This is a genomic window from Caballeronia glathei (assembly GCF_000698595.1).
In the GTDB taxonomy this organism is placed as follows: domain Bacteria; phylum Pseudomonadota; class Gammaproteobacteria; order Burkholderiales; family Burkholderiaceae; genus Caballeronia; species Caballeronia glathei.
Map to the genome: position 1 here is coordinate 1 of NZ_JFHC01000082.1, position 22,943 is coordinate 22,943.

Below are 22,943 nucleotides of genomic sequence, written 5' to 3' on the forward strand. Positions count from 1 at the left end.
GTGAGCGCAGTGATTCAATGCGCGCTCAATGGTCATAAGATCCTCTTCCGTCCCTTCGACGCGACGGTTTTCGGAGAAAAGACGTTGTCCGGTGGCAACTTCCTCGATCGACATAGCGACCTCTACGTTAGCTGTTCTGTTCTTCTTTTTCGAACGAATCGCAAGCGTAAAACGTCACGTCGATGTTCACGGCCACCTTCACCAGCGCGCCATGACCTCAATGACCCACGCAGGCGGGTCAGCCTCTACGTTCCACGCCTTCGCCAGGCCGCGATCGAGTGCATAGCAGGCCATGGATGCGTCATAGGCTTCCGCCTCGACACGAGGTATGAACGCGGTTTACATCATCAGCCTGCCAAACTGCTTGAACCACTCGCTTGCTTCAGTCAATCATCACGTGTAGGTCGACACGCGACGCGACGGCACGAACGACCTTGTGCGTTCCGTGGCCCGCGTTCACCGTCGTTTCGGCCGATACGAGGCCTGCGACAAGCAGCGCGTCCACGTCGCGTTTCACGACGCTGCGATCGCGGTGCAGCGTGGGCGCGTACAAGGATCAAACTCGTTCGCGGCGAACGCACGGTTTGAGGGTTTTGACTTTGATCGACAGCGTCGTGGCATGAAGCTGGTAAAAGTCGCTGATGCCGGGGACGGTAATCCCGATCGGGATTCCGGAGCGGTCGCACAACGTCGCTGCCCCAAGCGCTCGTGACTGGCGGCCCGTCTCTGACTTGCGATTCAGTGTTTCCTCACTCGGCTCAACCGGTGCCTTGGGCAAAACACAATGCAAAAAATCCCCGCTAAATGCGGGGCTTGGTCGTGTAAAGTTGATGCGTTGGCGGATCACACGACACTCGAAGCTTCCTTGCACCTCGACGGGCTCCGCGTCCGCGACAATCCGCATACGTTTCCGCCCTTTTGATAGCTGTTATTGGCCGGCCGCCGGCGACTTTACGCTCGGCGTCGCCAACGTGTTGTTGCTCGTGGGAGCACTGGTGCCAGACGTCGAGCTGCTGTTCGTGCTATTCGGCAGCCCCGAGTTCGGCGACTTGGCGGTCATGCCGCTGTCCGAGTTTGTGGCACCCGGCGTGCCGTAGCCGCCCGTTGCACCGTTCGTCTGGTTCGCCGGGCTAGCTGTGCTGCCTGACGAACCGCTGCCGCTTGAGCCTCCGGCCGCCTGTGCATAGGCGCCGCCCGACAGAGTGAGTGCGGCGACGGCCGCGATTAATGTGCTGGTTGCCTTACTCATGATCCATTCCTCCTTGATCGGACTGGCATATAGACGCAGACGGTCGCCGTCTGCTCGACCACAAAGGGAGCAATCAGCGTGCCGCTTCATGCAGCCACCGTGCCACGGGGAGTTTCAGGAGATCGGGTGGCGAGTGCGCGGTGTCGGCGACCACGGATTATCGACAATCTGTACACTGTCCTCACCCAGCCGAATCCCAACCCTTTTCGTAATACGCGATCAGATCGGGCATCGGGTCGACGATCGCCATCACTTTGATGCCACTTTCGAGCGCATAGGCCGCGGCAATGGCGAACATCGTCAATACCGCTCGCGAGCAGCTCTATCGACAAGATAATTGGCTCATTGTTCAGGCAAATTGCCGCCTCGAAGCGGCAGGGCTTGGCTCTATCGGGCAGCCGACGGCCACTTCGTCGCGGTGGGATCACTCGCAGTTGCAGGTGCTGGCCGCCACGCCGCACGCGACGCTACGGCGCCGTGCGACCGGCTATCGGCGAATATGCCGTGTCGTGCCACGGCTTGCTCTTCCGGCGCCGACGTTAGAGCCGATGGAAGAACAAATGGCGCACGACCATCAATTTTTCGTGGCTTCGTGCGATGCAGGGATGGATTCTGGCGCGGGGTGCACAGGCTGACCGAGCTGGCCCGCTGCTAAAAGGACGCGCTGGCCGTGGCCGCGCACAACCGGGCGAGACTGTAGGCAGGATGGAATCAGTCGGCACTTCCCAGATGAACTGCCAGCCCACCTCGTTCGCCCAGCGTGCGAGTACCGTGCGCACGGTGCCATCGGCAAGATTCGGTTTCCATTCGGTGTTGACGGGCGGCGCGGGTGCGGGCGCAGACATCGTGGCGGAAGGTGCAGGCGCGCCGCCGGTTGGAGCGTTGACAGTGCCCGGCGTCTTCGGGGCAAACGATTGCTTGGCGGGCACGGCTAAACTGGAGGGTGCGGCCGTAGCGTCCGCATCCATGCGCATCGCCTAAGTGGCCTGTGGCGGCCGCGTCGGCGCCGTGACAAAGCGCGCGTGCAACTCCGAGGCGCACGGCGCGGAAACGGCTTCAACCTGCCGCGCGCCGTCCGGCGGCGAAGGAAGCGAAGCGGACGATTTCGTCGGCGCCGCACTGGTGATGTAATGCGCGGCGACGGCAACGGCGACATAGCGCGCGATCACGGTAACCAGCTTCAGATCGGCATCGAGGCGCTGCCAGTTGCGCCTTCGGCCTTTCCACCGAAGCGGATTGCGTTGCCGGGCGGTCTCGTAGAGCGCCGCGCGTCGATCCAGAATGTCGTGATCGAGGTTGGCATGACACTGCGCCGGCGTCACAAATCGGTTCGCGCTGTGACGATGTTCCCCCTTTGTACCAGCGCACCAATGCGTCCACCCAGGTGCGCGCGCGGCGAACAGGGTATCGAATCCCTTGAGCGAGTAAGCAGGCCGACTTGGACCGCGACTCGGAATAAGGGTTGTCGTTGCTCACGCCCGGGCGACTCAACGACGGCATGACACCCAGCGCCGGAAGGGTGGCCAGTGACTGAACCGCCGCCCCATATTGTCCGCCCGCGCGCCATCGTCACGCGCACGTCAGCCAGTTCCCGGGCCTGGGCTAGATGGAGCACCACCAAAAATAGCGCTGCGCCGAGCTCTTCGTTCGCGTCGACTTTCGATCACCTCGCCGAGGCCAGAAGCTGCTTAGATCTATGACCTTCACCGGAATATCGATTCACGGATGCGTGCGGACTGAACAACAGACATGTCGAGCGACATGCAGAAACCGCTCGGCGGCCCACCTTACCGACCGAGTGTAAAAAGGCCGAAGAACCGCACGATTTCCCTACTCGCTATCGGACCACGCTCGTCAGTGAATGTGCCAGCTGGATTTCCGCCGGACCATGCGTGACCAAGGCCGTGCACAAGCCAATGCTCGACAAAGGGCAAGCCATCGTGATCGTGAAATAAGCTGCGGGTGTAGGCGTAGCCGCCCTCAATCTTGTCGTGATGCGTCAATCCGGGCGGACGCGCGTTGCCGGAACCGTCAAAGAGTAGCTGGTTCATCGCGACGACCTGCCCGCTATTAGCGGGATGCACGGTGTCGTCCGCATCCCCGTGAAAGACGATCAGCGGTACCGTGCGCGACGGTCGGCGATTCGGTAATGCCTCGGGAAGGCGAACCGTTCCCATCCCGTCATTCATCGCGCACAGGGCGGAAAGCGGCTCGGCCGCCACGCCGTAAGCTACGCCCGAATGAACTGCTCCGGCTGCATAGAGGTCCGGATGCGTCACCGCCAGATTGACGGCCATTGCACCTCCTGCCGACATGCCCGCCACGTACACGCGCGAAGGGTCAACATTGTAGGCTGCCATGACCTCGCGCGTGAGGGCCGCGATCATTGCTGTTTCCCCTGATGCGCGCAGTTGATCATTGAGCCGAAACCAGTTCCAGCACCTGAGCGGGTTCGCGCTCTCCGTCTGCCGCGGGTACACGACGATGTAGCCTTCTGCTTCAGCGGTGGCGTTCATCTCCGTTCCGGCCGCGAAGTCTTCTGGATCCTGCTGCGCGCCATGAAGCATGACAATCATCGGAAGCGGCTGACCTGCGTATGCGCTGGGAACATAGACCTTGAAGTCGTATATTCCACCATCGTGGTCAAACTGACCGTTCATCCAATGAGGACCGCCGGATTCTCGGACAATCGGCTGCAGCGACGTTGCCGGCGCGCACATCGCTGCCCTCGACGCCTCGATCGGGCGCGAAAACGCTTCGTGGCTGTTTGGCGGCGTTTCGGCGCCTAGCGAGGCGCCTGAAACATCCGTCTCTGGCTGCATGAAGAAAAAAGCCGCGAGCCCTAATGGACCACGCATGAAAAACGACCAGAGTGCGTCATGGGTTGGAGCAAGTTGATCAAATTGACTCATGCGTTAGTCTCTGGTTTGCAAAGCATGAAAAAGCCCGCCTGCGGCGGGCTCGCGAAACGCAATGAAACGCGACGACGATGCGGCGACGGTTAGTTAGCGCTTCGAGCCGGCTTTCGCCGAACGGATCGCCCTTTCCGCGGTGTCCTGGGTGCCATCGGCAATGTCGGAAACTGTATTCGTCGCGGTCTGGGCAAGTTCTCCGCTCGCATCCAAGACCAGTCCGGCAGTTTCCGTCGCAGCCTGTGTCGAGCTCTCAGCGACGTTCGAGAGGAGCGCGGTCGAGTGCTCCGTTGTCGATTGACCTTGCTGTACCGCCGCTTCGAACATGCCCTTCATACCGATACCGTACTGCTCGTATTGGTTCCGTGCTTCGTTCAGGATATCGGCTTCGGTTGCACGTACGATCGAGAAAAAATGCCGACTGTATGCGGCGGCCTTTTCGGGAAGCTCAGCGAAAAGGGTCGATTGCCAACTCAGGAAGTCGCCCGGCTTCGCGCCTGCACCCGCGCTCGCGACCGATTTGCTTTCCTCCACGACCGTCTTGACAGTCTGTACGTTCAATTCGGCCAATTGCTGCAGGCCGCTAGCATAACGCTGGGTCACCTTCATGAGCGTATGCAAGTTCGCTGTCGCAAACGAGGAAACCTGTTGGGGAAAGAAAGGAAACATTGACCGCTCCTATAGTGATTTGGCTCCGCCTCGGTAATTCCGAGGCTTTAAGCATATATGCTGCATCGCAGCAACAAGTTCATCATACGGCAGTGCTAGCGTTCGTCAAGCTAATTTCTTATTTTGGTTTCCTTATTGACTGCTATCCGCATTCTTCCCTATACATCGATCGAAAAGTTTAAATCGGCGCGGTAGAACCTGAGCAGTCGTGGTCGACCCGCTCGTCAGCTCTAGCACTAATAGTGAACGGTGCGCTGCCGGCGATCCCCGGACTAGCGATCGGATCACGCACAGAGGGCAGCGCTAGGCGGGATGTTCAGCAAATGTTGATCCTGGCTGTGGACGGAGTACGAAGTAAGATTTCAGCTTCCGACTTTCGCCGTCTCTCTGGTGCAGATTTTGAGGCTTCGGGCACGACGCCTGCGCATTACAGGCAGCTTTGATGAATGGAGGAGTTTCAAATGGACACGGAAAAAGTACAAGGTGCAGTCGCGGATGCAGTCGGACAGGTCGGGAAGGCCGCCCGGGACGTGCTAGATGAAGCGTCAGTCAAAGTTTCCGGCAAATCCCGAGAGTTGCGTGAGAAGGCTCGACAGCTTTACGCGGACACCTCGATGCTGATGCGCGAGCGAACTGCCGACAGTCCATTTGCCGCGCTCGGTGTTGCTGCGCTTGCTGGATTTCTGATCGGGGTGATCTGGGGTGGCGCGAGAAACGACTCGACCGTCGCAAATGCGCCAAGTGGCTATCGTCGGCCTCGACGCCGCCGTTACTGAGCGCGCTCGTCTAAGGATTCTGGCGAAGGTGGGAGACGGGCAAAAGGAGCACGACGATGACGATCCAATCGAAGATCATGCAGTGGCGTAATGCCGGCCGCTTTTGTGCGGCGCGCATTTCTGATTATGGTGAACTGTTCCAGATCGAATTGGCGGAAACGAAGACCCGCGTGTTGAGCGAAGTGGTCGCGTTCGTCGCCTTGGCCGTTGGCGCCCTGTTCACCCTCTCATTTGTGTGTATAGCCGTCATCATCAGTGCGGCCGGCACCCCGTACTTCATCCAGGTCGCCTGGGGTGTTGCTGGCGCGTGGCTTTTCATAACCCTCATTGCCGGTCTCGTTTTGCGCTCACGGCGGCCGTCCGAGCCGTTTCAGACGTTGCGCAGAGAGCTCGAGCGCGACATCCATGCGATCAAGGAGGCAAGTCAATGAATCACGCCGATGCACAATCTCGTATGCTGTCTTCTGCTTGAAAAAAAAAAGAAGAATTCGTCATGAGACGGCTGCGGACTGTTTCCGCGGTCAGCCCTCGGGTGACAAGTGCAACCGCCAGCGCCGGGCCCTGGGCATTACGAACGCCGAATGCGGCGTTCGTCTCGGCACTTCTGGTTGGCTTGGTTGTCCTTGGGCCGCGACGCGCGCTTCAAACGGCACTGCAGGCGGGCCTCAGTACATGGACGACCAAACTCATCAATGCATTTGTCCATTCGACCACGCGATAAATGGCTGATCGACGACAGAACCAAACGTAGGGGACTCAAGCAGGCATTCATGCTTGCGCCCGTCTCAGTCCCTGGAGCATCGGCTCGAGGTTGGTGGGTGGAAGGACAGCGCACAGGATCCAGTTCCGTCGAGGAGCCAGATTTGTTCGGAAATCATCGTGCGGATATTTGTCGACTCGGCTTCCGGCGGCGCTACTGCGGGTTGCTCTCCCCTGCGACCACACCTTGTGTGAATTTGACGTCGGACATCTGTAATGCGAAGCCGAAAATCATTCGAGAAGGCATTGCACTCAATTCAACCAATTTCCCCCAAGGCCCACGCTTCCGGGAATACCGGAATTTACAAGCGTCTATTACAACATGTCGCAGGGCGAGGATGCTCGCGGGCCTTGGAATACCGGTGACGACTGGGTATTTGTTGAGGATCCCCGACCCGCGTTCGATGGCGGCGACGGTCTGGCCACGGTCGGCGTGACCTCGGCCGATGTGGAGGTCCTAAAGGCCATGGCAGCGCGTACCCCCTCAGATGCCAGTTCCGATCCGAAGACGGGCGTCGAGCTCGGTACTGGGCAGGGTGGATAACGCGACAGTAGGTTCCCGGAACTGGGCCGGGAATTCACGATGTGTCGCACCGCTTCGCCAGACATTCGACCTTCGGCGCGACTACTGTTTTCTTAAGCAGGACGCTGTCATCCCAGAGTACAGGCTCAATCCTCAGTTGGTCGGCGGGCAGCGCTCTGCTCCACGCGGATCTCTTGCTCAACCATCTCCTTCGCCTGCCGCCAATACTCGTCTGCGCAGCCCTCCAAGCTGCCGTCCTGCTGCCATAGTTCGTAGGCTCGTTCCCGAATCCGCTCTTCCATCGTCGGTTCTGTCAATTCGCCTCCCGTCCGGTGGGCAACTTCACTGAGGTGTTCGCCGCGTGACTGCACGCCCAGGACACCGCCGGCGTACATCGCGATTCCCGCGAGCACGAGGGCGCTGAGTGCATCGCGGTGTCGAAAGAGTGCGGGGTCGATGCACATCCCTGTAATCAGTGGAACTCCCGACGCGACAAGTGCCCCAGGCCGTCCGAAACGCATTGAAGCGACGCGCTGTGCAGCGGCCGACAGCAGTAAGTTGACGATAAACGGCAGCAGATATCGAAGAGAGGCCATCGGCAACGCCGCCTCCACACTAACCGGCCCCGGGCGTTTAGTCGTTTCCACGTCACAGTTGCATCAAGATGCCGTTGAATTTTCAGTGCCGCCTTGGCTCCGGCCGCGCAAAGCGCGATGGACACGTCCTGTAAGGACAGACTACCAGCCTTTTTGGGAAGCAAGGTACCCAACAGTCGAGCCGCTTCGCTTGCCTTGATGTGTCCCACCGGTAGGACGCTGCCGGCCCGCGGTAGCATTCGACGTGAACCGACTCCGGAGAATCCAGCACGACATTCCCGTGACCGTCCCTACTAGGCGACATCGCCCACCGTCCAATGCGCGGTCGCAAGACGCGCGACGCCAACGTCTTCTCTTGAATTGTCCAGAGTTCTGCACAAAATCCGGCGGTCTCTCCAGTAGACTCGGCGGGCCTACGGTTTGCTGAAAACCGATATCGCCGACCGGAGGCAAACGATGTCCGTTGTACATACAACGCGCCTCCTGATAGCAGACGACGATCCCGATCAACTGGCCGCTCTCGCGACGTTCTTCGGGCACCATAGGTTCGACATCCGGACGGCGTCGAATGCTGCCGAAGCTTTCATCATTTATTGTGGCTGGCTTCCTCATGTCGCCATATTCGACATTGAGATGCCAGGCGGAGGCGGTCGAGGTCTATCGCGCGCCATCCGCGAGTATGCGGCCCAGCCACAGCCCTTCCTGATTGCACTCAGCGGTCTCTCATCGCTCTCTGAGCCATCTCGCTCGCTCGACGCCGGGTTCGACCGACATTTCACCAAACCCGCACAGCTTCCTGTCCTATTGGCCGAAATCGCATTCAGGAAGGGCGGATGACCTTGGTCGCATCTCCGCCGTGCCTGCGATTTTCCCGTGACTCTGCAGCGTCGGGTGCGCGGTGAGGTTCAACCAACCGCGCTCGCTCCGCTGTTTTGGCCCCTATGAGGTAAAGTCTTGCTCAGAGTTCGCAATTCTCGCACAGGCCAGCGACCGTTCGACCCCTGCCCCCGCAGCCTGGTAGGACCCATTCCCGAATGTCGCACTGCAGAAATTCCTGGAATTCGTCATGGAAGATACCAACGACGCACCGAGTGACCTCACCTCCGGTTGGCTCGAGCTGTGGGCAGAGTCCACGGACGACTACTCGATCTTCGCACTCGCGCCGGACGGTCGAATTCTGACCTGGAATCGGGGTGGCGAACGGGTCCACGGTTATCGAAGTGAGGAGATAGTCGGTCAGCATTTCTCGGTGTTTTATCCTGAGGCCGACAGACACTCCGGCGCACCAGAAACAGCGCTTCGTTCAGCCGCGGAAAGCGGTCGGTATCTCGCGGAAGGTTGGCGCCTGCGAAAGGACGGCGGTTCGTTCTGGGCAAACGTCGTAATTACGGCCCTCCGCGACCGCAACGGTCGGCTGCTCGGTTTCGGTAAGGTAGTTCGCGACGTAAGCGACAAAAAAGCCGTACACGATGCCGCGTTGGAAAGCGAGCAACGGTTCCGCATACTGGTCCAGGGCGTCACCGACTACGCAATCTTTATGCTCTCCCCCGACGGATATGTGACGAACTGGAACGAAGGGGCCCGCCGCATCAAAGGCTATACAGAGAGGCAGATCGTCGGTTCGCACTTTTCCCGCTTCTACACCCCCGAGGATGCCGCCGCCGGCGTTCCCATGCGTGGGCTGGACATCGCCAAGCGAGAGGGACGGTTTGAAGCGGAGGGCTGGCGGGTCAGGCGCGATGGCACCAGGTTTTGGGCGCACGTCGTGATTGATGCGATACACAACGAGGGCGAGTTGATCGGCTTCGCGAAGGTTACGCGAGACGTCACGGAACGGCAGGAAGCAGCCGAATTGCTCGAGCAGACACGCACGGCGCTGTTTCAGTCGCAGAAAATGGAAGCACTCGGCAAGCTGACCGGCGGTGTGGCGCACGATTTCAACAACGTGCTACAGGTGCTGCGCGGCAATCTGGAGCTACTCGAGAGCCGGCACGGCCGCGATTTGTGGTCGCGTGACCGGCTGGGCAAGGCAATTGACGCGGTAGAGCGCGGGGCCAAGCTTGCTGCACATCTGCTGGCATTTGGACGCCAGCAGGCGCTGCAACCCATTGTCGTCAATCCGTCACGCCTGCTGCGCAACTTAGACGATCTTCTGCGCCGGGCGCTAGGCGAATCGGTCGAAATAGAAACGGTCGTGGCGGGCGGCCTCTGGAACACCATCGTCGACCCGCACCAGCTCGAGAATGTGATACTGAACCTTGCCATCAACGCGCGCGACGCGATGCCCGACGGCGGCAAGCTCACGCTCGAACTCGCGAATGCGATGCTCGACGACGGCTATGTGGCGCCGGTTCCGGATGTACCGGCGGGCCAGTACGTGATGCTGGCCGTAACGGATACAGGCACAGGTATGACGCGGGAGGTGATGGAGCGCGCGTTCGATCCGTTCTTCAGCACTAAAGCCGAAGGAGAAGGTACAGGCCTCGGCTTGAGCATGGCCTACGGGTTCATTAAACAAAGCGGCGGACACATCAGGCTTTACAGCGAGGTGGGGCACGGGACCACTGTGAAAATCTATCTGCCGCGTTCAAGCGAGCCAGCGAGTGACCCACGTCCGTCGATCGTCGGGGACATCAAACATGGCAAGGAGACAATTCTGGTCGTGGAAGACGATCTGAAAGTGCAGTCAACGGTGATCGATATGCTTTCCGAGCTAGGCTATGTCGTACTCAAAGCCAGCGATGCGCAGCAGGCCCTCGCGGTTATCGGCAGCGGTGTGCACATCGACCTCCTGTTCACGGACGTGGTGATGCCCGGCCCTGTCCGTAGTCCGGACATGGCCCGACAGGCGACACAAGCACTGCCTCACCTCAAGGTTCTTTTTACGTCGGGATATACCCAGAACGCAATTGTTCACGGCGGACGCCTCGACGCCGGCGTCGAATTGCTGAGCAAGCCCTACAGCCGCGAGCAATTGGCGCACAAGGTTCGCCAGATTCTTGGCCTTGGCGAAGACGGCGCGCGGGCAGAAGATGAGAAACTCGACGAAACGCTACAGCGTCCGTTGGACACGGCGGTCCCGCAGCACGAACGACGACGGATTCTTGTAGTCGATGACGACGCTGCCTCGCTTGATGCCGTTTGCGAGTTGTTGACGATGTCGGGGCACATTCCTGAGAAAGCGGCGGATCCTCAAGTGGCGCTTGAAGCGTTACGATTGAAAGCTTTCGATATCCTGTTGACTGACCTCGCGTTGCCAGGTATTTCGGGGATTGAGCTCGCCCGCAGTGCAGTCGAATTGAGCCCGGATATCAAGATCATCTTCGCATCCGGAAACGCGATGTCAGAGCGCAATGATCTGGGATTTGAGTGGACGGCTTTACACAAGCCCTTTCCAGCGGACGCCCTTCTCTCGGCGATCCAGGCAACGAGTGGAAATCGGGATAAGAATCGGTAGTGACTTACAGCATCGTGCCCGTGACGTGACGTGACACCCAAGGAAACCCTGGCGCCACGTGCCCAGGATTTCTGTCCGCCGCCGCATTCGTGTCGCGCATTTTGAAGCGCCCGGCTTCATGGGAAGAAATTGCACTGGCTCTGATATTCAGTCTGCGGGCAAGTAGCTTTTTCCGACGCATCGCGAGCGCGCCCCGTAAAATGGCGCGCTTGCTTTTGTGCGGTCGGGCTTGGGTGTAGTCTGATCATGACCTTTTCATTTCGGCGGCCATTAAATGGAAGACTCAAACGAGCCTGCGGGCGATCAGGCCGCGGCGTCCCCTGTAGCTTCCACGCTTGACTTCCCGATTGTCGGCATCGGCGCATCGGCAGGCGGGATCCAGGCGCTGATCCGGTTTTTCGAACTCATGCCAGGTGATCCAGGCATGAGTTTCGTAATCGTGCTTCACCTCTCGCCCACGCACGAAAGTCAGGCCGACGATATTCTCCAACGCGTCACCAAAATGCCGGTTGTGCAAGTGGTCGAGGCAACGCGGATCGAGAAGAACCATATCTATCTGATTTCACCGGCTACTGCCCTGTCAATGACTGACGGGTGCCTGTCCGTCGCCCCGGCTAACCGCGGGCGCGGGCGGCCGGTGGCAATCGACTCGTTCTTCCGAAGTCTCGCGGACGCGCATGGCACGCGCGCGATCAGCGTCATCCTTTCAGGCCTTGGCAGTGACGGCGCAGTCGGTATGGGGGCGCATCAAGGAATGTGGCGGAATCACGCTGGCGCAAACGCCGGACGATGCCGAGTATGACGAGATGCCGGCCAACGCCCTGGCGACCGGTCTGGTGGACATCGTGCTGCCCGTGGGCGACATGCCGCAAAAGCTGATTGAACTGAGTGCCAATGCCCGTTCGATAAAGCTGCCACCGGCGGACGACGAGCAGTCTGCCATGGCCGCGTCCCCCGATGCACAGGGGACATCCGCCGCAGAAGGCGCGTTGCAACAGATTCTGAGAACGTTGCGGGCGCGCACCGGCCATGACTTCCGTCACTACAAGCGTGCGACCGTACTGCGGCGCATCGAGCGGCGCCTGCAGGTGAATACGCTGCCCGACCTGCCGTCTTACCAGCGATTCGTCGAAACACATCTGGACGAGACGAGCGCATTACTCAAGGACATGCTGATTGGCGTGACAAATTTCTTCCGCGATCGGGAGGCGTTTGAAGCCGTCGAGCGTGAGGTGGTACCGCGAATCATCGAGAGTAAGGCCGACGGCGACCCGATACGCGTGTGGGTCGCGGGATGTTCAACGGGCGAAGAGGCTTACTCGCTTGCCATGCTGCTCAGTGAGCGTATCGCAGAAGACTCCGAGCCATCAATCCTGCAGGTTTTCGCCACCGACATCGACGAGCGGGCGATCGAATTGGCGCGTGCGGGCAACTACCCCGCGCCAATTCTGACCGATGTGCCGCCCGCACGTTTGCGCCATTTTTTCACGCACGTGCGCAGCCGCTACATCATCAACAAGCCGCTGCGCGAGAAGGTCCTGTTTGCGGCTCACAATGTCTTGCGCGATCCACCATTCTCGCGTCTGGATCTCGTGTCGTGCCGGAATCTGCTCATTTATCTCGACCGGACGGTTCAGCGCCAGGTGCTGGAGACGTTTCACTTCGCCCTTCAGCCTGGCGGATATCTGTTTCTGGGAAGTTCCGAATCGGCCGACATCGCGAATGATCTCTTCTGCCTGGTCGACAAGAAGAAACGGATCTATCAGGCAAGGACGCGCGCTGCGAAGGTACCCGTAATCACGTCACCTGCCGTGACAGGCAGTCGGGCCGAATCGGCGCGCGCGCTCGTCACGACAGCGGCGCCCGACCCGGCAAGGGTGTCGTATGCAAAGCTCCATCAGCGCGCAATCGAACGTTATGCGCCGCCTAGCGTGTTGATCGACCAGGACGCAGAGATTTTGCACATGTCTGACGAGATCGGTCGATTTCTGCGGTATGTCGCGGGCGAGCCTTCGCACAATCTGCTGACGCTCGTGAACCCGGACTTGCGCCTCGAACTGCGCACGGCGCTTTTTCAGGCGTTACGAACGGGCAAAAGCGTGGACGCCGAGCGGGTGCGCTTTGAGCGTGGGGCGACGCATTCCTATGTGAACATGACGGTGCGTCCATTCCATGATCAGGCGAGCGCAGCCGTGCTGTGCACGGTCTTCTTCGACGAAGTCGATGAGACGACCCGGCCGGACGCTGCTGCCCAAGGCGAGGCCAGGCACGACCCCGTGGTCGCGCATCTTGAAAGCGAGTTGCACCGCACCAAGGAATTGCTGCAATCGAGCGTCGAGCAATCCAACGTGTCGAACGAAGAGCTGAAGGCGTCCAACGAAGAGTTGCAGGCGATCAATGAAGAAATGCGATCCGCCACCGAGGAACTCGAGACCAGCAAAGAAGAGTTGCAGTCGGTCAACGAGGAACTGATCACGGTCAATGGCGCGCTCCAGGCCAAAGTCGAGGAGACCGCCAAGGCCAACGACGATCTGCAGAACCTGATCGTGTCGACAGGCATCGCCACGATCTTCGTGGACCGCTCGATGCGCATCAAGCGCTACACGGCGCCCGCGGTTGGCCTGTTTAATCTGATCGAAACCGACATCGGTCGGCCTCTGCTCGACCTGACCCATCGCCTGAACTACCCCGAACTGGCTGCGGATGCGAGCGCTGCGTTCGAAAACCTCAAGCTCACGCAACGCGAGGTCAGCACGACGGACGGCGAGTGGTATCTCGTTCGACTGCTGCCCTACCGCACCCTTGACGACCGAATCGACGGCGCGGTGCTCACGCTGATCGACATAACGGAGCGGCGTCGAGCCGAGGCCGCAGTCCGCTCGGGCGAGGAGCGGCTCAAGCTCGCTGCGTTGACCACCGACGATTACGCCATCATCGTGCAGGATCTGGACGGCAGGATCGTGAGTTGGAACAAGGGTGCGCAGCGCATGTTTGGCTATGAAGAGCAGGAGGTTATGGACAAGCTGGTGGATCTGATCTTTACGCCAGAAGATCGTGCCCAGGGGGTTGCGCTCGCCGAACGGGAAACCGCCAAGACGGTTGGACGGGCGGAGGACGAGCGGTGGCACCAGCGCAAAGACGGCAGCAAGATCTATTGCAGTGGCGTGATGACCAGGATCGATAGCGAAAGCTTCCAAGGGCTGGCCAAGATCGCCCGCGATCTGACCGACAAGAAAGGCGTCGAAAGTCAGCAGCAGATGCAACTAGCCCTTGAACGTGCGATCCGGGCACAGGCGGAATCCGTCAATCGTCAGAAAGATGAGTTCTTTGCGGTGTTGTCACACGAACTCAAGAACCCATTGAACCTGATCCACGTGAAGGCGGAACTTCTCACCCGCGCCCCCGAAGTCAAAGACATCGATCTGGTTCAGGACGCGGCCGACGCGATCCAGCGTTCGGTGGTGGGCCAAGCGAAAATCATTGATGACCTGCTGGACTTGTCGCGCGTGCGTACCGGCAAGCTCGCGTTGCACTACGACGCGGTCGATCTGGCCGCCGTGGTTCGTTCCGTGATCGAGGCTTGCAGCACGGACGCGACCGCAAACGGCATTACGGTGTCCGTCTCAGGGGCAGATGCACCGCTGGTAGTCAAGGCGGATGCCGTTCGCGTCGAACAGATGCTGTGGAACCTCGTGCGCAACGCATTGAAGTTCACGCCGCGAGGCGGCCATATAAGCGTCACGCTGTCGGGTGAGGACCGTTTCGCTTGCATAGAAGTAAAAGACTCGGGCAAAGGCATCGGTCCTGATTTCTTACCCAAAGTATTTGACATGTTCAGCCAGGCAGAGGGGGGGGCGAGGCGGGACAATAACGGCCTGGGTATCGGCTTGTCGCTCACCAAACAACTGGTGGAGACGCATGGCGGCCGGATCGAAGCGGAGTCGGCCGGGTTCGGCCAAGGTGCCTGTTTCCGGCTATGGCTGCCCAGGAATCCACTCTCTGCGCCACGTTCCGCTGCCGCTGAAGCGGTGAGCCCGAGCATCCTCAAAGGGCTGCGTATTCTGCTGGTCGACGACTCGCTCGAGGGGCTCGAAGGGTTCCGAACGTTGCTGGAGCTCGAGGGTGCACAAGTCACGGCCGAGTCCAGTCCGGAAAACGCGCTCGCGGTCGCAGCCGACGCTGATTTTGATTTGATCATCTCGGACATCGGCATGCCGACGATGAGCGGGTACGAACTGATCGGCAAGTTGCGCAAACTGCCGGGCACGGCGAAGGTCCCGGCCATCGCACTGACAGGATTCGGGCGCGACAAGGATGCTGCGGAAGCCTTGCGTGCCGGATTCGACGCGCACCTTGGCAAGCCCGTCTCGTTGAGCGGGTTGTTGGCTGCGATTGGAGCCAATCTGTCGCGGAAATAGTCGTAGAAGCGCTGGCACAAGCCGATCCGACCGACATTGCTGCAGAACGCTTTTTTGGCCAGGGATCTTGGCACGCGGGAACGAATGATGCTGTCTCGTCATTGAGCCGGTTTATTCAAATGCGATGCTAGCAATAACCGGTGCGGACGATAACGCTGAAGGAGGCACTATGCCGCTCAAACGAGGGACATCCAGGGACACAATCTCCAAAAACATAAAGACAGAAAGGAAACATGGAAAGTCGCAAAAGCAGTCGGTTGCGATCGCGCTGAATCAGGCGCGCAAATCGGGGAAAAAAATTCCTAAAAAGAGCGATAGATAGGCGTGCGCCGGCGGACGTCGAACCGCATCCTTGGGCAAAGCCGGTGCGGGCGGCGTCCGCGAACTCGGCAGCAGTGAACTGGGCGTTGCAGCGCACCCTCCCCGCGGGCATGCAGGCCCTATCGCGCTACTCGTGACGCGGCAAGCGGCGTGCGCCCGCCGCACACGTTGTTCGGTGAGCGTACCTGGCAGGCCTCGCTAGTCGCGCTCCTTGCGACCCGGGAGCACGCTTGCGAGAACTTGCTTCGCGGTATCGACGATCACGCTCGACTCGTCCGGGTCGCCCTGCAGCAGCGCCGATGCGAACGCCTTCGCCTGCTTGAGCGTTACATGCGGCGGCAACGGCGCAACGTTGGGATCGGTGCGTACTTCGAGCAGCACAGGGCGATCCGCCGCGAACGCCTCGTCGAGCGCGGGGCCGAGCGCCGCAGGCTGATCCACGAATATTCCCCTCAGGCCAATCAACTCGGCGAAGCGGTGATACGGTACATCGGGTATGGTCTGAGACGCCTCGAACTTCTGGTCGCCTTCCATCACGCGCTGTTCCCATGTCACCTGGTTCAGATCCTGATTGTTGAATACCACGCAGATCCACGGCGCTGTGCCCCACGCTGGCGTCGTACCGCCAGCGGCCTTGCAGTACTTCGCAACGGTGATCAGCTCGGCGAGATTGTTCATCTGCATAGCACCGTCACCGACCATCGCGACCACTGGCCGCTGCGGGTGTGCGAAGCGGGCCGCGATGGCATACGGCACGGCCGCACCCATCGACGCAAGTCCACCCGAGAGCGAGCACATCATGCCGCGCTGCACGCGGATGTCGCGCGCATACCAGTTCGCGCACGAGCCGGAATCGCTCGTGACGATCGCGTTGGCCGGCAGCCGCGCGGACAGTTCACGCGCGACGCGTTGCGGATTGACGGGCTCGGCATCCTGTAGCGCGCGCGCTTCGAGGGTCTCGCTCCAGTTGCGGTTCCAGCGGCGGATGCGGTCGCGCCAACTGCCCATGTCCTTTTGTTCGAGAAGCGTGAGCAGTGCGCGCAATGTTTCGGCTGCATCGCCTTGCAAATTGACTTCCATCGGATAGCGCAGGCTCAGCATGTCGGCCTTGAGGTCAATCTGCACGCCGCGCGCCTGCCCCTCCTTCGGCAGGAACTCCGCATAGGGAAACCCCGAGCCGACCATGAGCAGCGTGTCGCATTCCGTCATCAACTTATAGCTCGGCTCGGTGCCAAGCAGGCCGATCGCGCCCGTCACCCACGGCAGATCGTCAGGCAGCGCCGCCTTGCCGAGGAGCGCCTTGGCGGCGCCCGCGTTGAGCCGGTCGGCGACGGCGATCAGTTCGTCGGTGGCGCCGAGCGCGCCCGCGCCGGCGAGGATCGCCACGCGCCGGCCCGCGTTGAGCACGTCCGCTGCGCGGCCCAGATCGGCCACGCGCGGGATCATTCTCGGCGCCGACCAGCCGACCCCCGAATGCAGCGTGCCATGGGCGCGTGCGGGCGGCTCGTACGGGAGGTCCTGCAAGTCGTTCGGGAGAATGATCGCCGTTACGCGCCGTTCGGCGAGCGCCGTGCGGATCGCGCGGTCGACGAGATGCCGGACCTGCCCCGGCACGCTCGCCTGCTGCACGAACGACCCGGCCACGTCCCTGAACATTGCGGCGAGATCGATCTCCTGCTGGTAGTGTCCGCCCAGCGCCGCGCGCGCCTGCTGTCCGACAATCGCGAGCACCGGCATGTGGTCCATGCGCGCGTCGTAAAGCCCGGTGATGAGATGGGACGCCCCGGGGCCGGACGTCGCGATGCACACGCCAAGTTCGCCGGTAAATTTCGCATGCGCGCTCGCCATAAACGCCGCCATCTCCTCGTGCCGCGTCTGCACGAATTCGAGCTTGTCGGGCGCTCGCTGCATGGCGCCGAACACCCCGTTGATGCCGTCGCCCGGATAACCGAAGATGCGACGCACGCCCCATTGATGTAGCCGGTCCACGACAAAATCGCCTACGGTCTGAGTCATCGCACCCTCCTTCAAATAACGCTGTGTCCGGGACTTCCGCTCGCTCCTGCATTCGCAAGACCCAGGCCCGATACCAGGCAGCAATCGGCACGCGTATTGCTGGTCGCGTCGCAGGCATGCAGCAGCAAATCTCTGCGCGCCGGTACCGAGGAGCACATCATGGACACGCTCATCAACCTGTTCGGCGAAGGGAAGGACCTGACGGCACTGCAGGCCGCGCTGCGAGCGCTCGTCGTATTCGCTGGCACGCTTGTCTGCATTCGAATCTCGGGTCGACGTTCGTTCGGGCAACGCTCTCCCTTCGACTACGTCGTCGCGATTCTGCTCGGCGCTACGCTAAGCCGCGTGATCGTGGGCGCCTCGCCGGTCATTCCGACCGTCGCGGGTGCGCTCGCACTCGTCGTGCTGCACCGAGTCTTCGCGTGGGCCTGCGTGCATTCCCCTGCGCTCGAACGCTTCGCAGGCGGTGTTGAACGCGAGATCTATCGCGACGGCCGGTTTGACGAGGCGCAATTGTCCGCCGCGCTGATCACGCGACACGACGTACTGGAAGCCGCGCGCCAGCGACTGGGCGAGCTGGATCTGGCCCGCGTCCAGTCGGCCATTCTCGAGCGCAACGGGGAGATAAGCATGATCAAGAAACGCGCCGACCGGGCGGTGCAGCGCACGCCTCCGGTTGCCTAGCGACGCTCCGAGCGCGCTTTGCGACGCACAACCGGAATCTGATCGAAGTATTGGGGCACGCGCGACAGAGCGTAGAGCGCGGCCGCGCGGCGCACTTCGTTGCGGCTGCCGCTGAAGACTCTCGTCTCGCTGAACGTATAGCGACCGTCACGCTCAGCGAACGACCAGGCAAAGCATTGTGTCCCCCAGGGGATATTCGTGCCATCCGGCGGAGGACCCGCGAGCCCGGTGTTCGAAACGGCAACGTCCGCGCGAGATGCCTCGTGAGCGAGTACGCCCTCCGCCATTTCGCGGGCAACTTGTTCGCTCGTCAGATTGAACCGCTCGATAGTCTCACGCCGGACGCCGAGAAAGCCCGACTTGCCCGAGGGCGAATACACCACGAAGCCGACATCGAGACACGCGCCGCTTCCCGGCACTTCCGCCAGCAGTGAGGCAATGAGCCCAGCCGTACACGACTCGGCGGTCGCGAGCGTTCTTCCCCGGGAACAAAGAAAGCCGACGACGAGACGCGGAACGTTCATGAGCTCTCCTGTGCTCTCCAAACTTGAGGTCAAGCGATGATCGGCGGACGCATTCGCGGATAGTTGTCTCACACGCGGGTCTGTTCAATCTCGTTCGCGACAGCTCCTCCTGGTGGGTCCTCAGGCCCTTTAAGCGATGAGGCCGGGAAGCCTGCGCGCGGCCGCGTCGCTCGATGTCGCGATCGCCTGCGCGAGCGCCTTCGCGAAACCCGATATCGTTCCAAAATCGCCGCTTACACGTGTGCGGAAAAAGTCTGCCCAGGCAAACTTGGCGTTGAATTCGGGCGGGTCCTCAAAAACGCCCGCCATGCGTGCGAAAGCGGCAATGCTGAGATAGGGATCGTCCGGCATTGCGGCGATCGTACCTGGCAGCCGCTCGACGCTGGTCGGCCTGCCGCGTTCATCGTATGGGTGGAACCATCCTCGCGCGTTCATCGCTTCAATGAACTCGTCGGGCGGCAGCGCACTGAAGTCGCAATCGACGCAGACGGGCGCCTCCCGAAAACCCAGTTCGTACCACGCGCGTGCCCAGTGATGATGGTCGATCACATGAAGGCTCCCGCCGGGTCCCCGCACTGCGCGCAACGCGTGGTCGCGAAGAAAGCTCGGAAGCGTGTCCGCGGAGTGCTCCCCGGTCATCGCCATCTTCTCGCGCACATGTTCGAGACCGAGTGCACCCTGAGTCGGCTTCACGCCGTCGATGCGCACCATCAGCGTCGTGTTCATTCCGGGCTCCTTTGTGGCGACTATCCAGGCATGGTCCCGGATTAAATACTGAAAGCATACGGCGTGCCGCCTCGTCCGACAGCACCCTCTCGTGAGCTTTTAAGCGCTTACCAGTCGGGATCGTTCACGTCGCGGCGAGCGCCGTCGCGCGCATCGACAGTCCGGAATGGGCGGCCGCGCTTTTTCAGGGCGTCGCACCAATCGCCGAAGAGTTCTGACGAGTCTGTGCGCAGCACGGCATAAGCTCGTTCGAACGCCCCTTGCGCAACGAAGTACTCCACCGTGGCGCCCGCGACCTTGGGAGGCATTGCCACGTCGTCCCTGTTCGTCTGAAGCTCGTACAAAGTCACGCTGTTACCTTGCCCCTAATCGTCCCGCGGCTACACCCAGCCGAGCGTTCCGCTTTAGATTTCCGCATCCTCCGGCCGCTCATCGTGGGCGGCGGTGTCGCCCTCGTGCGGTTTTTGCACGGAATCGCCGGGCTTCTGCTGACGCTTTTCAGGCCGTACCGGCTGCTCATCTGTGATATCTGCCGCGGGCTCTTTTTGTGGAATCGTCGTCATGTGTGTACCCTATTTCTTGAGAAAAACAGCCTTCGAGCGCGAACACAAGCCGCCGCGCGTCGCGATGTACATGTACGCAACTCGTGTTCCAGCCAACGCGGCGGGAGAGGCTAAACGCTCTGGCCCCCGTCCGCTCCGCCGTGCGTCGCGTTGTCGTGATGCGTCGTGGGCACGTAATCTTCGCGCGCTGGTTTGACCTCCACCGCTATGCGCGCACGAAGCTTTTCGCGCCGCTCGGTATCGATGCATTCGGATGGTCGACGGATGTGGACGGCCATCCCTTCGCCGGGGGAGACCTCCTGCTCAACAGACGCGCAATGGCCAGCCTCGGCCAGTTGACTGCGGACGACAATGGCCGTCGTCAGGGACGTGATCTGATGCTTTCGAGTATGACGCAGCAAAGCCCCCCTGGATTTGCAGATCTTGCCTGCGAGGGCCAGTCGGCACCCGCTAAGTCGGGCCCTTCTCTGTGGCGACAATCCTCACAGGAATCGATTTTGCCCCTCATCTTCGAGGCCGCGCTCGCGCGGCGCGGCATCCATACATTGCAGCACACGAGCTTTCTGATAAGCGCACTGTTGTTCTGGTGGGCGATATTCGGCAACACATCGCGCGGCGAACGCGGCGCCCACGCGCTGCTATCGCTTTTCACGACAATGGTCCATACCGGCGCGCTCGGCGCGCTGCTCACGCTCGCGCCGGGTCTTTGGTATCCGTCGTATATCGAGAGCACCAGCGCGCTCGGCTTCGATCCGTTGCAGGACCAGCAGTTGGGCGGACTTGTGATGTGGGTGCCGGGCGGGAGCGCTCGCGGCACTGCCGTGCAGGACGGTTGACATGTGGCGCACTGCAGGGCCCTTCGCGCTCGTCCGATACCGCACGCGCAATCAAGGCGCGGGCAGGGCGCCCTTTTCCGATGCCCTCGTCCGCTGCCTCGGTGCGTGCCTGATCCTGTCCGCATCACTCGCGACGAGAGCTTTCGCAGCTGACGGGACCCCACAATCCTTCGCCACGCGAGGCGCCTATCTTGCGAAAGCCGCTGATTGCGCGGGTTGCCACACGGCCACGCGAGGGGGCGCGCCCTATGCGACGCGCGGCCCGTCACGGCCAATGACGTGGCGTCGGCTCGCAGCAAGTTGCACAAGTAATCGATTTCGCTGGAACGGCCACGAATAGCTTCAGTTCGATCTGTGCCGGGTGCGGTTTGCCGAAATCTCGTGCGTCGATGATCTTTTGTCGGCTCGTGTAGTGAGAGGAAGGGCATCCATCGCTAGCGCGCATATTCGGTCAGCTAGCTCAACAGAACGCCCATTACCTGGTGCGACGGGTTATCACGGATCGCAATCAAGCCCGCGATGCGAACGCGTTGACAGAAAATCCCACTCGTTTCCAACGAATCTCAAGCTCCAATGCTGCATGGCATCTGATGCGTTCGCCATTCGACCACCACAGAGCGCACGTGGTAGTGTGGCGCGCGGACCCATGCGGCAAAGTCTGGTTCCAAATCTTCCCACAGATAGGCAGCGGGATTGAACGCCTCGTCGATCTCGCCCGAACCATCTTCACGCAGGAAGCAGTAGACGAGTTTGTTGCCCGTCCAAAACGCGATGGCGTAATCGGCAAACTCGGCTGTCGTTCCTTGAGGCTGGTCCCGAAGCAATAAGCCGAGTCGCCTTTCGCACTCTTCAAAGGTCATTTCTGTCTCCGCGTATGTCACCGATCGGAGCACATACGAATCCTGATTCCTCAGTCGCGCGATGGGTGGGCCTGTAAGGCTGAGGGCGCTGAAAAAGGCCGCCAGCGTCTTAACTGGCGGCCACCAAGTACAACGAGGGAGCGCGCTATGCGAACGTGCTCACCTCCAGTATGGCAAATAGAAGCGCAGAGGCAAGGAGGAAAGCGATTCAGCGCTTTCCGGAATCCTGCATGGCCGGAGCTCTCACTTCCAAGCGAGCAATCGGAGAGGCCTGCATTGCTTTTATGACCCACGTGGTTGCTCGTCTGTCTCCGATCCAGAATAATTTTCACGTGACCGAGCCATAAGCAGGTCACAGTTACCATAAAAATCTGACTGAACTTATGTTGAGGGACCAGAGCGTATGCGCAAGCGTTTGCAGAGCAAACGCCGATGCTGGTTGTGGCTGATTCGAAAAAGCAAGCGACTTCCACGGAGCCAATGGTCCCCGATACGAATGCGGTTGATTTGGCTTGTTGTTCAGAAGACATTCCGACATGGCCCTTTTGCATAGCACGTTAGTGGATGGCTCCCTACGAATTCCTCTGGTTTCCTAGCTACAAGGTTATACGTGTGCATCGTGCCGGTGGATTTCCATAAACCTATAGTTGCGACGCGGTTTCGGTTCGGCTCAGTCGATGGCTTGCTCTTGAAGCGCGTCGACAACCTGTTGGCGGGTCTGGGCACCCAGAACAAGAACCGTCATGGATGTCGGCGCCTTCAGCACGATGAGCGAGCAGCGGTCTCTACCGAGAAGGAAAGCGTCAATCGCGCCTCCAATTCCGTCTTCTCCGACGAAAAGTGGGCGCAAGCGCTTTAAGACGCTAATGTCGGCACACTCCCATTCGAGCCGATCGGTCGGATTGCGTCTGCGACCAATCAGTAGCCTCCGTTCTGTCGGAAGATTCGAAGCCCTATCAAGCGCTTCGTCCAACGACTCGTGCATTTCGTTCTCCCCGGCCTCGTTGTCGACTCCTACGTTAATCTAGGCTAGCTGTGTACATGGTCGATCGAT

General features: G+C 60.6%; 21 protein-coding genes and 3 pseudogenes. 10 read left to right on the top strand and 14 right to left on the bottom strand.

Going from position 1 to position 22,943, the window contains the following annotated elements; genetic code table 11:
• Positions 1-382: 382 nt before the first annotated feature.
• A complete protein-coding gene (locus tag BG61_RS32700) occupies positions 383-553 on the bottom strand; it encodes a hypothetical protein (protein ID WP_174479754.1) in 171 nt (56 codons plus the stop codon).
• A gap of 375 nt (positions 554-928) precedes the next feature.
• The gene (locus BG61_RS40635) at positions 929-1,249 is read right to left on the bottom strand and encodes a hypothetical protein (RefSeq protein WP_075584272.1); all 321 of its coding nucleotides are present in this window, start codon (positions 1,247-1,249) and stop codon (positions 929-931) included.
• A 287-nt stretch (positions 1,250-1,536) separates the two neighbouring features.
• Between BG61_RS40635 and BG61_RS43430 the strand changes: the two genes are divergently transcribed.
• On the top strand, positions 1,537-1,884 hold the full coding sequence (locus tag BG61_RS43430; RefSeq protein WP_132458689.1) for a hypothetical protein: 348 nt from the start codon (positions 1,537-1,539) through the stop codon (positions 1,882-1,884).
• On the opposite strand, the gene BG61_RS41490 is transcribed toward BG61_RS43430, so the two are convergent.
• The 4 genes from BG61_RS41490 to phaP form a co-directional block, all read right to left on the bottom strand.
• Complete coding sequence (locus tag BG61_RS41490) at positions 1,789-2,223, bottom strand: TcpQ domain-containing protein (RefSeq protein ID WP_081868256.1); 435 nt, start codon at positions 2,221-2,223, stop codon at positions 1,789-1,791. The two genes, BG61_RS43430 and BG61_RS41490, sit on opposite strands and share 96 nt — an antisense overlap.
• Before the next feature lie 3 nt (positions 2,224-2,226).
• Positions 2,227-2,571, bottom strand: coding sequence for a hypothetical protein (locus BG61_RS32715; RefSeq protein ID WP_035942602.1), 345 nt, complete (start codon positions 2,569-2,571; stop codon positions 2,227-2,229).
• A gap of 465 nt (positions 2,572-3,036) precedes the next feature.
• Positions 3,037-4,161: an extracellular catalytic domain type 1 short-chain-length polyhydroxyalkanoate depolymerase gene (locus BG61_RS32720; protein ID WP_035942604.1), complete on the bottom strand. Its 1,125-nt coding sequence runs from the start codon at positions 4,159-4,161 to the stop codon at positions 3,037-3,039.
• Positions 4,162-4,254: 93 nt separating this feature from the next.
• Entirely contained in the window at positions 4,255-4,830 is a 576-nt protein-coding gene (gene phaP, locus BG61_RS32725) for a TIGR01841 family phasin (RefSeq protein WP_035942605.1), read from the bottom strand.
• A 461-nt stretch (positions 4,831-5,291) separates the two neighbouring features.
• On the opposite strand from phaP, the gene BG61_RS42340 reads away from it, so the two are divergent.
• The 3 genes and pseudogenes from BG61_RS42340 to BG61_RS44285 form a co-directional block, all read left to right on the top strand.
• A complete protein-coding gene (locus BG61_RS42340) occupies positions 5,292-5,606 on the top strand; it encodes a hypothetical protein (RefSeq protein WP_075584276.1) in 315 nt (104 codons plus the stop codon).
• A gap of 56 nt (positions 5,607-5,662) precedes the next feature.
• Positions 5,663-6,037 carry a phage holin family protein gene (locus BG61_RS32730; RefSeq protein WP_035942606.1) on the top strand — a complete coding sequence of 125 codons (375 nt, stop codon included), beginning with the start codon at positions 5,663-5,665 and terminating at the stop codon, positions 6,035-6,037.
• 553 nt (positions 6,038-6,590) lie between these two features.
• Positions 6,591-6,909 (top strand): annotated as a pseudogene (locus tag BG61_RS44285) (manganese catalase family protein); the annotation flags it as partial.
• Positions 6,910-7,034: 125 nt separating this feature from the next.
• Here the strand turns inward: BG61_RS44285 and BG61_RS44290 are convergent.
• Positions 7,035-7,535: a DUF2934 domain-containing protein gene (locus BG61_RS44290; protein ID WP_233469249.1), complete on the bottom strand. Its 501-nt coding sequence runs from the start codon at positions 7,533-7,535 to the stop codon at positions 7,035-7,037.
• 405 nt (positions 7,536-7,940) lie between these two features.
• Here BG61_RS44290 and BG61_RS32745 point away from each other — a divergent pair, with 405 nt between their 5' ends.
• From BG61_RS32745 to BG61_RS45235, 4 genes and pseudogenes are all read left to right on the top strand, one after another.
• Complete coding sequence (locus BG61_RS32745) at positions 7,941-8,321, top strand: response regulator (protein WP_035942608.1); 381 nt, start codon at positions 7,941-7,943, stop codon at positions 8,319-8,321.
• A gap of 229 nt (positions 8,322-8,550) precedes the next feature.
• Complete coding sequence (locus BG61_RS32750) at positions 8,551-10,941, top strand: hybrid sensor histidine kinase/response regulator (protein ID WP_035942610.1); 2,391 nt, start codon at positions 8,551-8,553, stop codon at positions 10,939-10,941.
• Between the two features lie 274 nt (positions 10,942-11,215).
• Positions 11,216-15,359 (top strand): annotated as a pseudogene (locus BG61_RS32755) (CheR family methyltransferase).
• A 169-nt stretch (positions 15,360-15,528) separates the two neighbouring features.
• Positions 15,529-15,681: a DUF6496 domain-containing protein gene (locus BG61_RS45235; protein WP_459208582.1), complete on the top strand. Its 153-nt coding sequence runs from the start codon at positions 15,529-15,531 to the stop codon at positions 15,679-15,681.
• Positions 15,682-15,878: 197 nt separating this feature from the next.
• On the opposite strand, the gene BG61_RS32760 is transcribed toward BG61_RS45235, so the two are convergent.
• Positions 15,879-17,696 carry a thiamine pyrophosphate-requiring protein gene (locus tag BG61_RS32760; protein WP_035942611.1) on the bottom strand — a complete coding sequence of 606 codons (1,818 nt, stop codon included), beginning with the start codon at positions 17,694-17,696 and terminating at the stop codon, positions 15,879-15,881.
• 159 nt (positions 17,697-17,855) lie between these two features.
• Between BG61_RS32760 and BG61_RS32765 the strand changes: the two genes are divergently transcribed.
• Positions 17,856-18,380 (top strand): DUF421 domain-containing protein, encoded by a 525-nt coding sequence (locus BG61_RS32765; protein ID WP_035942612.1) that lies wholly within the window; start codon positions 17,856-17,858, stop codon positions 18,378-18,380.
• Here BG61_RS32765 and BG61_RS32770 read toward each other — a convergent pair.
• From BG61_RS32770 to BG61_RS43030, 4 genes are all read right to left on the bottom strand, one after another.
• On the bottom strand, positions 18,377-18,904 hold the full coding sequence (locus BG61_RS32770) for a CinA family protein (protein ID WP_035942613.1): 528 nt from the start codon (positions 18,902-18,904) through the stop codon (positions 18,377-18,379). The two genes, BG61_RS32765 and BG61_RS32770, sit on opposite strands and share 4 nt — an antisense overlap.
• Before the next feature lie 129 nt (positions 18,905-19,033).
• A complete protein-coding gene (locus tag BG61_RS32775; RefSeq protein WP_035942614.1) occupies positions 19,034-19,630 on the bottom strand; it encodes a ParB/Srx family N-terminal domain-containing protein in 597 nt (198 codons plus the stop codon).
• 107 nt (positions 19,631-19,737) lie between these two features.
• Entirely contained in the window at positions 19,738-19,938 is a 201-nt protein-coding gene (locus BG61_RS32780; protein ID WP_132458719.1) for a hypothetical protein, read from the bottom strand.
• Positions 19,939-20,034: 96 nt separating this feature from the next.
• Complete coding sequence (locus BG61_RS43030) at positions 20,035-20,193, bottom strand: hypothetical protein (RefSeq protein ID WP_161783721.1); 159 nt, start codon at positions 20,191-20,193, stop codon at positions 20,035-20,037.
• Between the two features lie 500 nt (positions 20,194-20,693).
• Here BG61_RS43030 and BG61_RS32785 point away from each other — a divergent pair.
• Positions 20,694-21,002, top strand: a pseudogene (locus tag BG61_RS32785) (cytochrome c oxidase assembly protein); the annotation flags it as partial.
• Positions 21,003-21,592: 590 nt separating this feature from the next.
• On the opposite strand, the gene BG61_RS32790 reads toward BG61_RS32785, so the two are convergent.
• Both BG61_RS32790 and BG61_RS32795 read right to left on the bottom strand, forming a co-directional pair.
• Entirely contained in the window at positions 21,593-21,889 is a 297-nt protein-coding gene (locus BG61_RS32790; RefSeq protein WP_035942617.1) for a hypothetical protein, read from the bottom strand.
• 670 nt (positions 21,890-22,559) lie between these two features.
• Complete coding sequence (locus tag BG61_RS32795) at positions 22,560-22,874, bottom strand: hypothetical protein (RefSeq protein WP_035942618.1); 315 nt, start codon at positions 22,872-22,874, stop codon at positions 22,560-22,562.
• Between the last annotated feature and the right edge of the window lie 69 nt (positions 22,875-22,943).

Bases quoted from the DNA above. Each gene is read 5' to 3' on its own strand.
- BG61_RS32765 (WP_035942612.1), top strand. From the start codon at position 17,856: ATGGACACGCTCATCAACCTGTTCGGCGAAGGGAAGGACCTGACGGCA.
- BG61_RS32790 (WP_035942617.1), bottom strand. From the start codon at position 21,889: ATGACCTTTGAAGAGTGCGAAAGGCGACTCGGCTTATTGCTTCGGGAC.
- BG61_RS32745 (WP_035942608.1), top strand. From the start codon at position 7,941: ATGTCCGTTGTACATACAACGCGCCTCCTGATAGCAGACGACGATCCC.
- phaP (WP_035942605.1), bottom strand. From the start codon at position 4,830: ATGTTTCCTTTCTTTCCCCAACAGGTTTCCTCGTTTGCGACAGCGAAC.
- BG61_RS32775 (WP_035942614.1), bottom strand. From the start codon at position 19,630: ATGAACACGACGCTGATGGTGCGCATCGACGGCGTGAAGCCGACTCAG.
- BG61_RS42340 (WP_075584276.1), top strand. From the start codon at position 5,292: ATGGACACGGAAAAAGTACAAGGTGCAGTCGCGGATGCAGTCGGACAG.
- BG61_RS32770 (WP_035942613.1), bottom strand. From the start codon at position 18,904: ATGAACGTTCCGCGTCTCGTCGTCGGCTTTCTTTGTTCCCGGGGAAGA.
- BG61_RS32780 (WP_132458719.1), bottom strand. From the start codon at position 19,938: ATGCCTCCCAAGGTCGCGGGCGCCACGGTGGAGTACTTCGTTGCGCAA.
- BG61_RS32730 (WP_035942606.1), top strand. From the start codon at position 5,663: ATGACGATCCAATCGAAGATCATGCAGTGGCGTAATGCCGGCCGCTTT.
- BG61_RS41490 (WP_081868256.1), bottom strand. From the start codon at position 2,223: ATGCGCATGGATGCGGACGCTACGGCCGCACCCTCCAGTTTAGCCGTG.
- BG61_RS40635 (WP_075584272.1), bottom strand. From the start codon at position 1,249: ATGAGTAAGGCAACCAGCACATTAATCGCGGCCGTCGCCGCACTCACT.
- BG61_RS32750 (WP_035942610.1), top strand. From the start codon at position 8,551: ATGGAAGATACCAACGACGCACCGAGTGACCTCACCTCCGGTTGGCTC.
- BG61_RS32720 (WP_035942604.1), bottom strand. From the start codon at position 4,161: ATGAGTCAATTTGATCAACTTGCTCCAACCCATGACGCACTCTGGTCG.
- BG61_RS43030 (WP_161783721.1), bottom strand. From the start codon at position 20,193: ATGACGACGATTCCACAAAAAGAGCCCGCGGCAGATATCACAGATGAG.
- BG61_RS32760 (WP_035942611.1), bottom strand. From the start codon at position 17,696: ATGACTCAGACCGTAGGCGATTTTGTCGTGGACCGGCTACATCAATGG.
- BG61_RS32795 (WP_035942618.1), bottom strand. From the start codon at position 22,874: ATGCACGAGTCGTTGGACGAAGCGCTTGATAGGGCTTCGAATCTTCCG.
- BG61_RS43430 (WP_132458689.1), top strand. From the start codon at position 1,537: ATGGCGAACATCGTCAATACCGCTCGCGAGCAGCTCTATCGACAAGAT.
- BG61_RS45235 (WP_459208582.1), top strand. From the start codon at position 15,529: ATGCCGCTCAAACGAGGGACATCCAGGGACACAATCTCCAAAAACATA.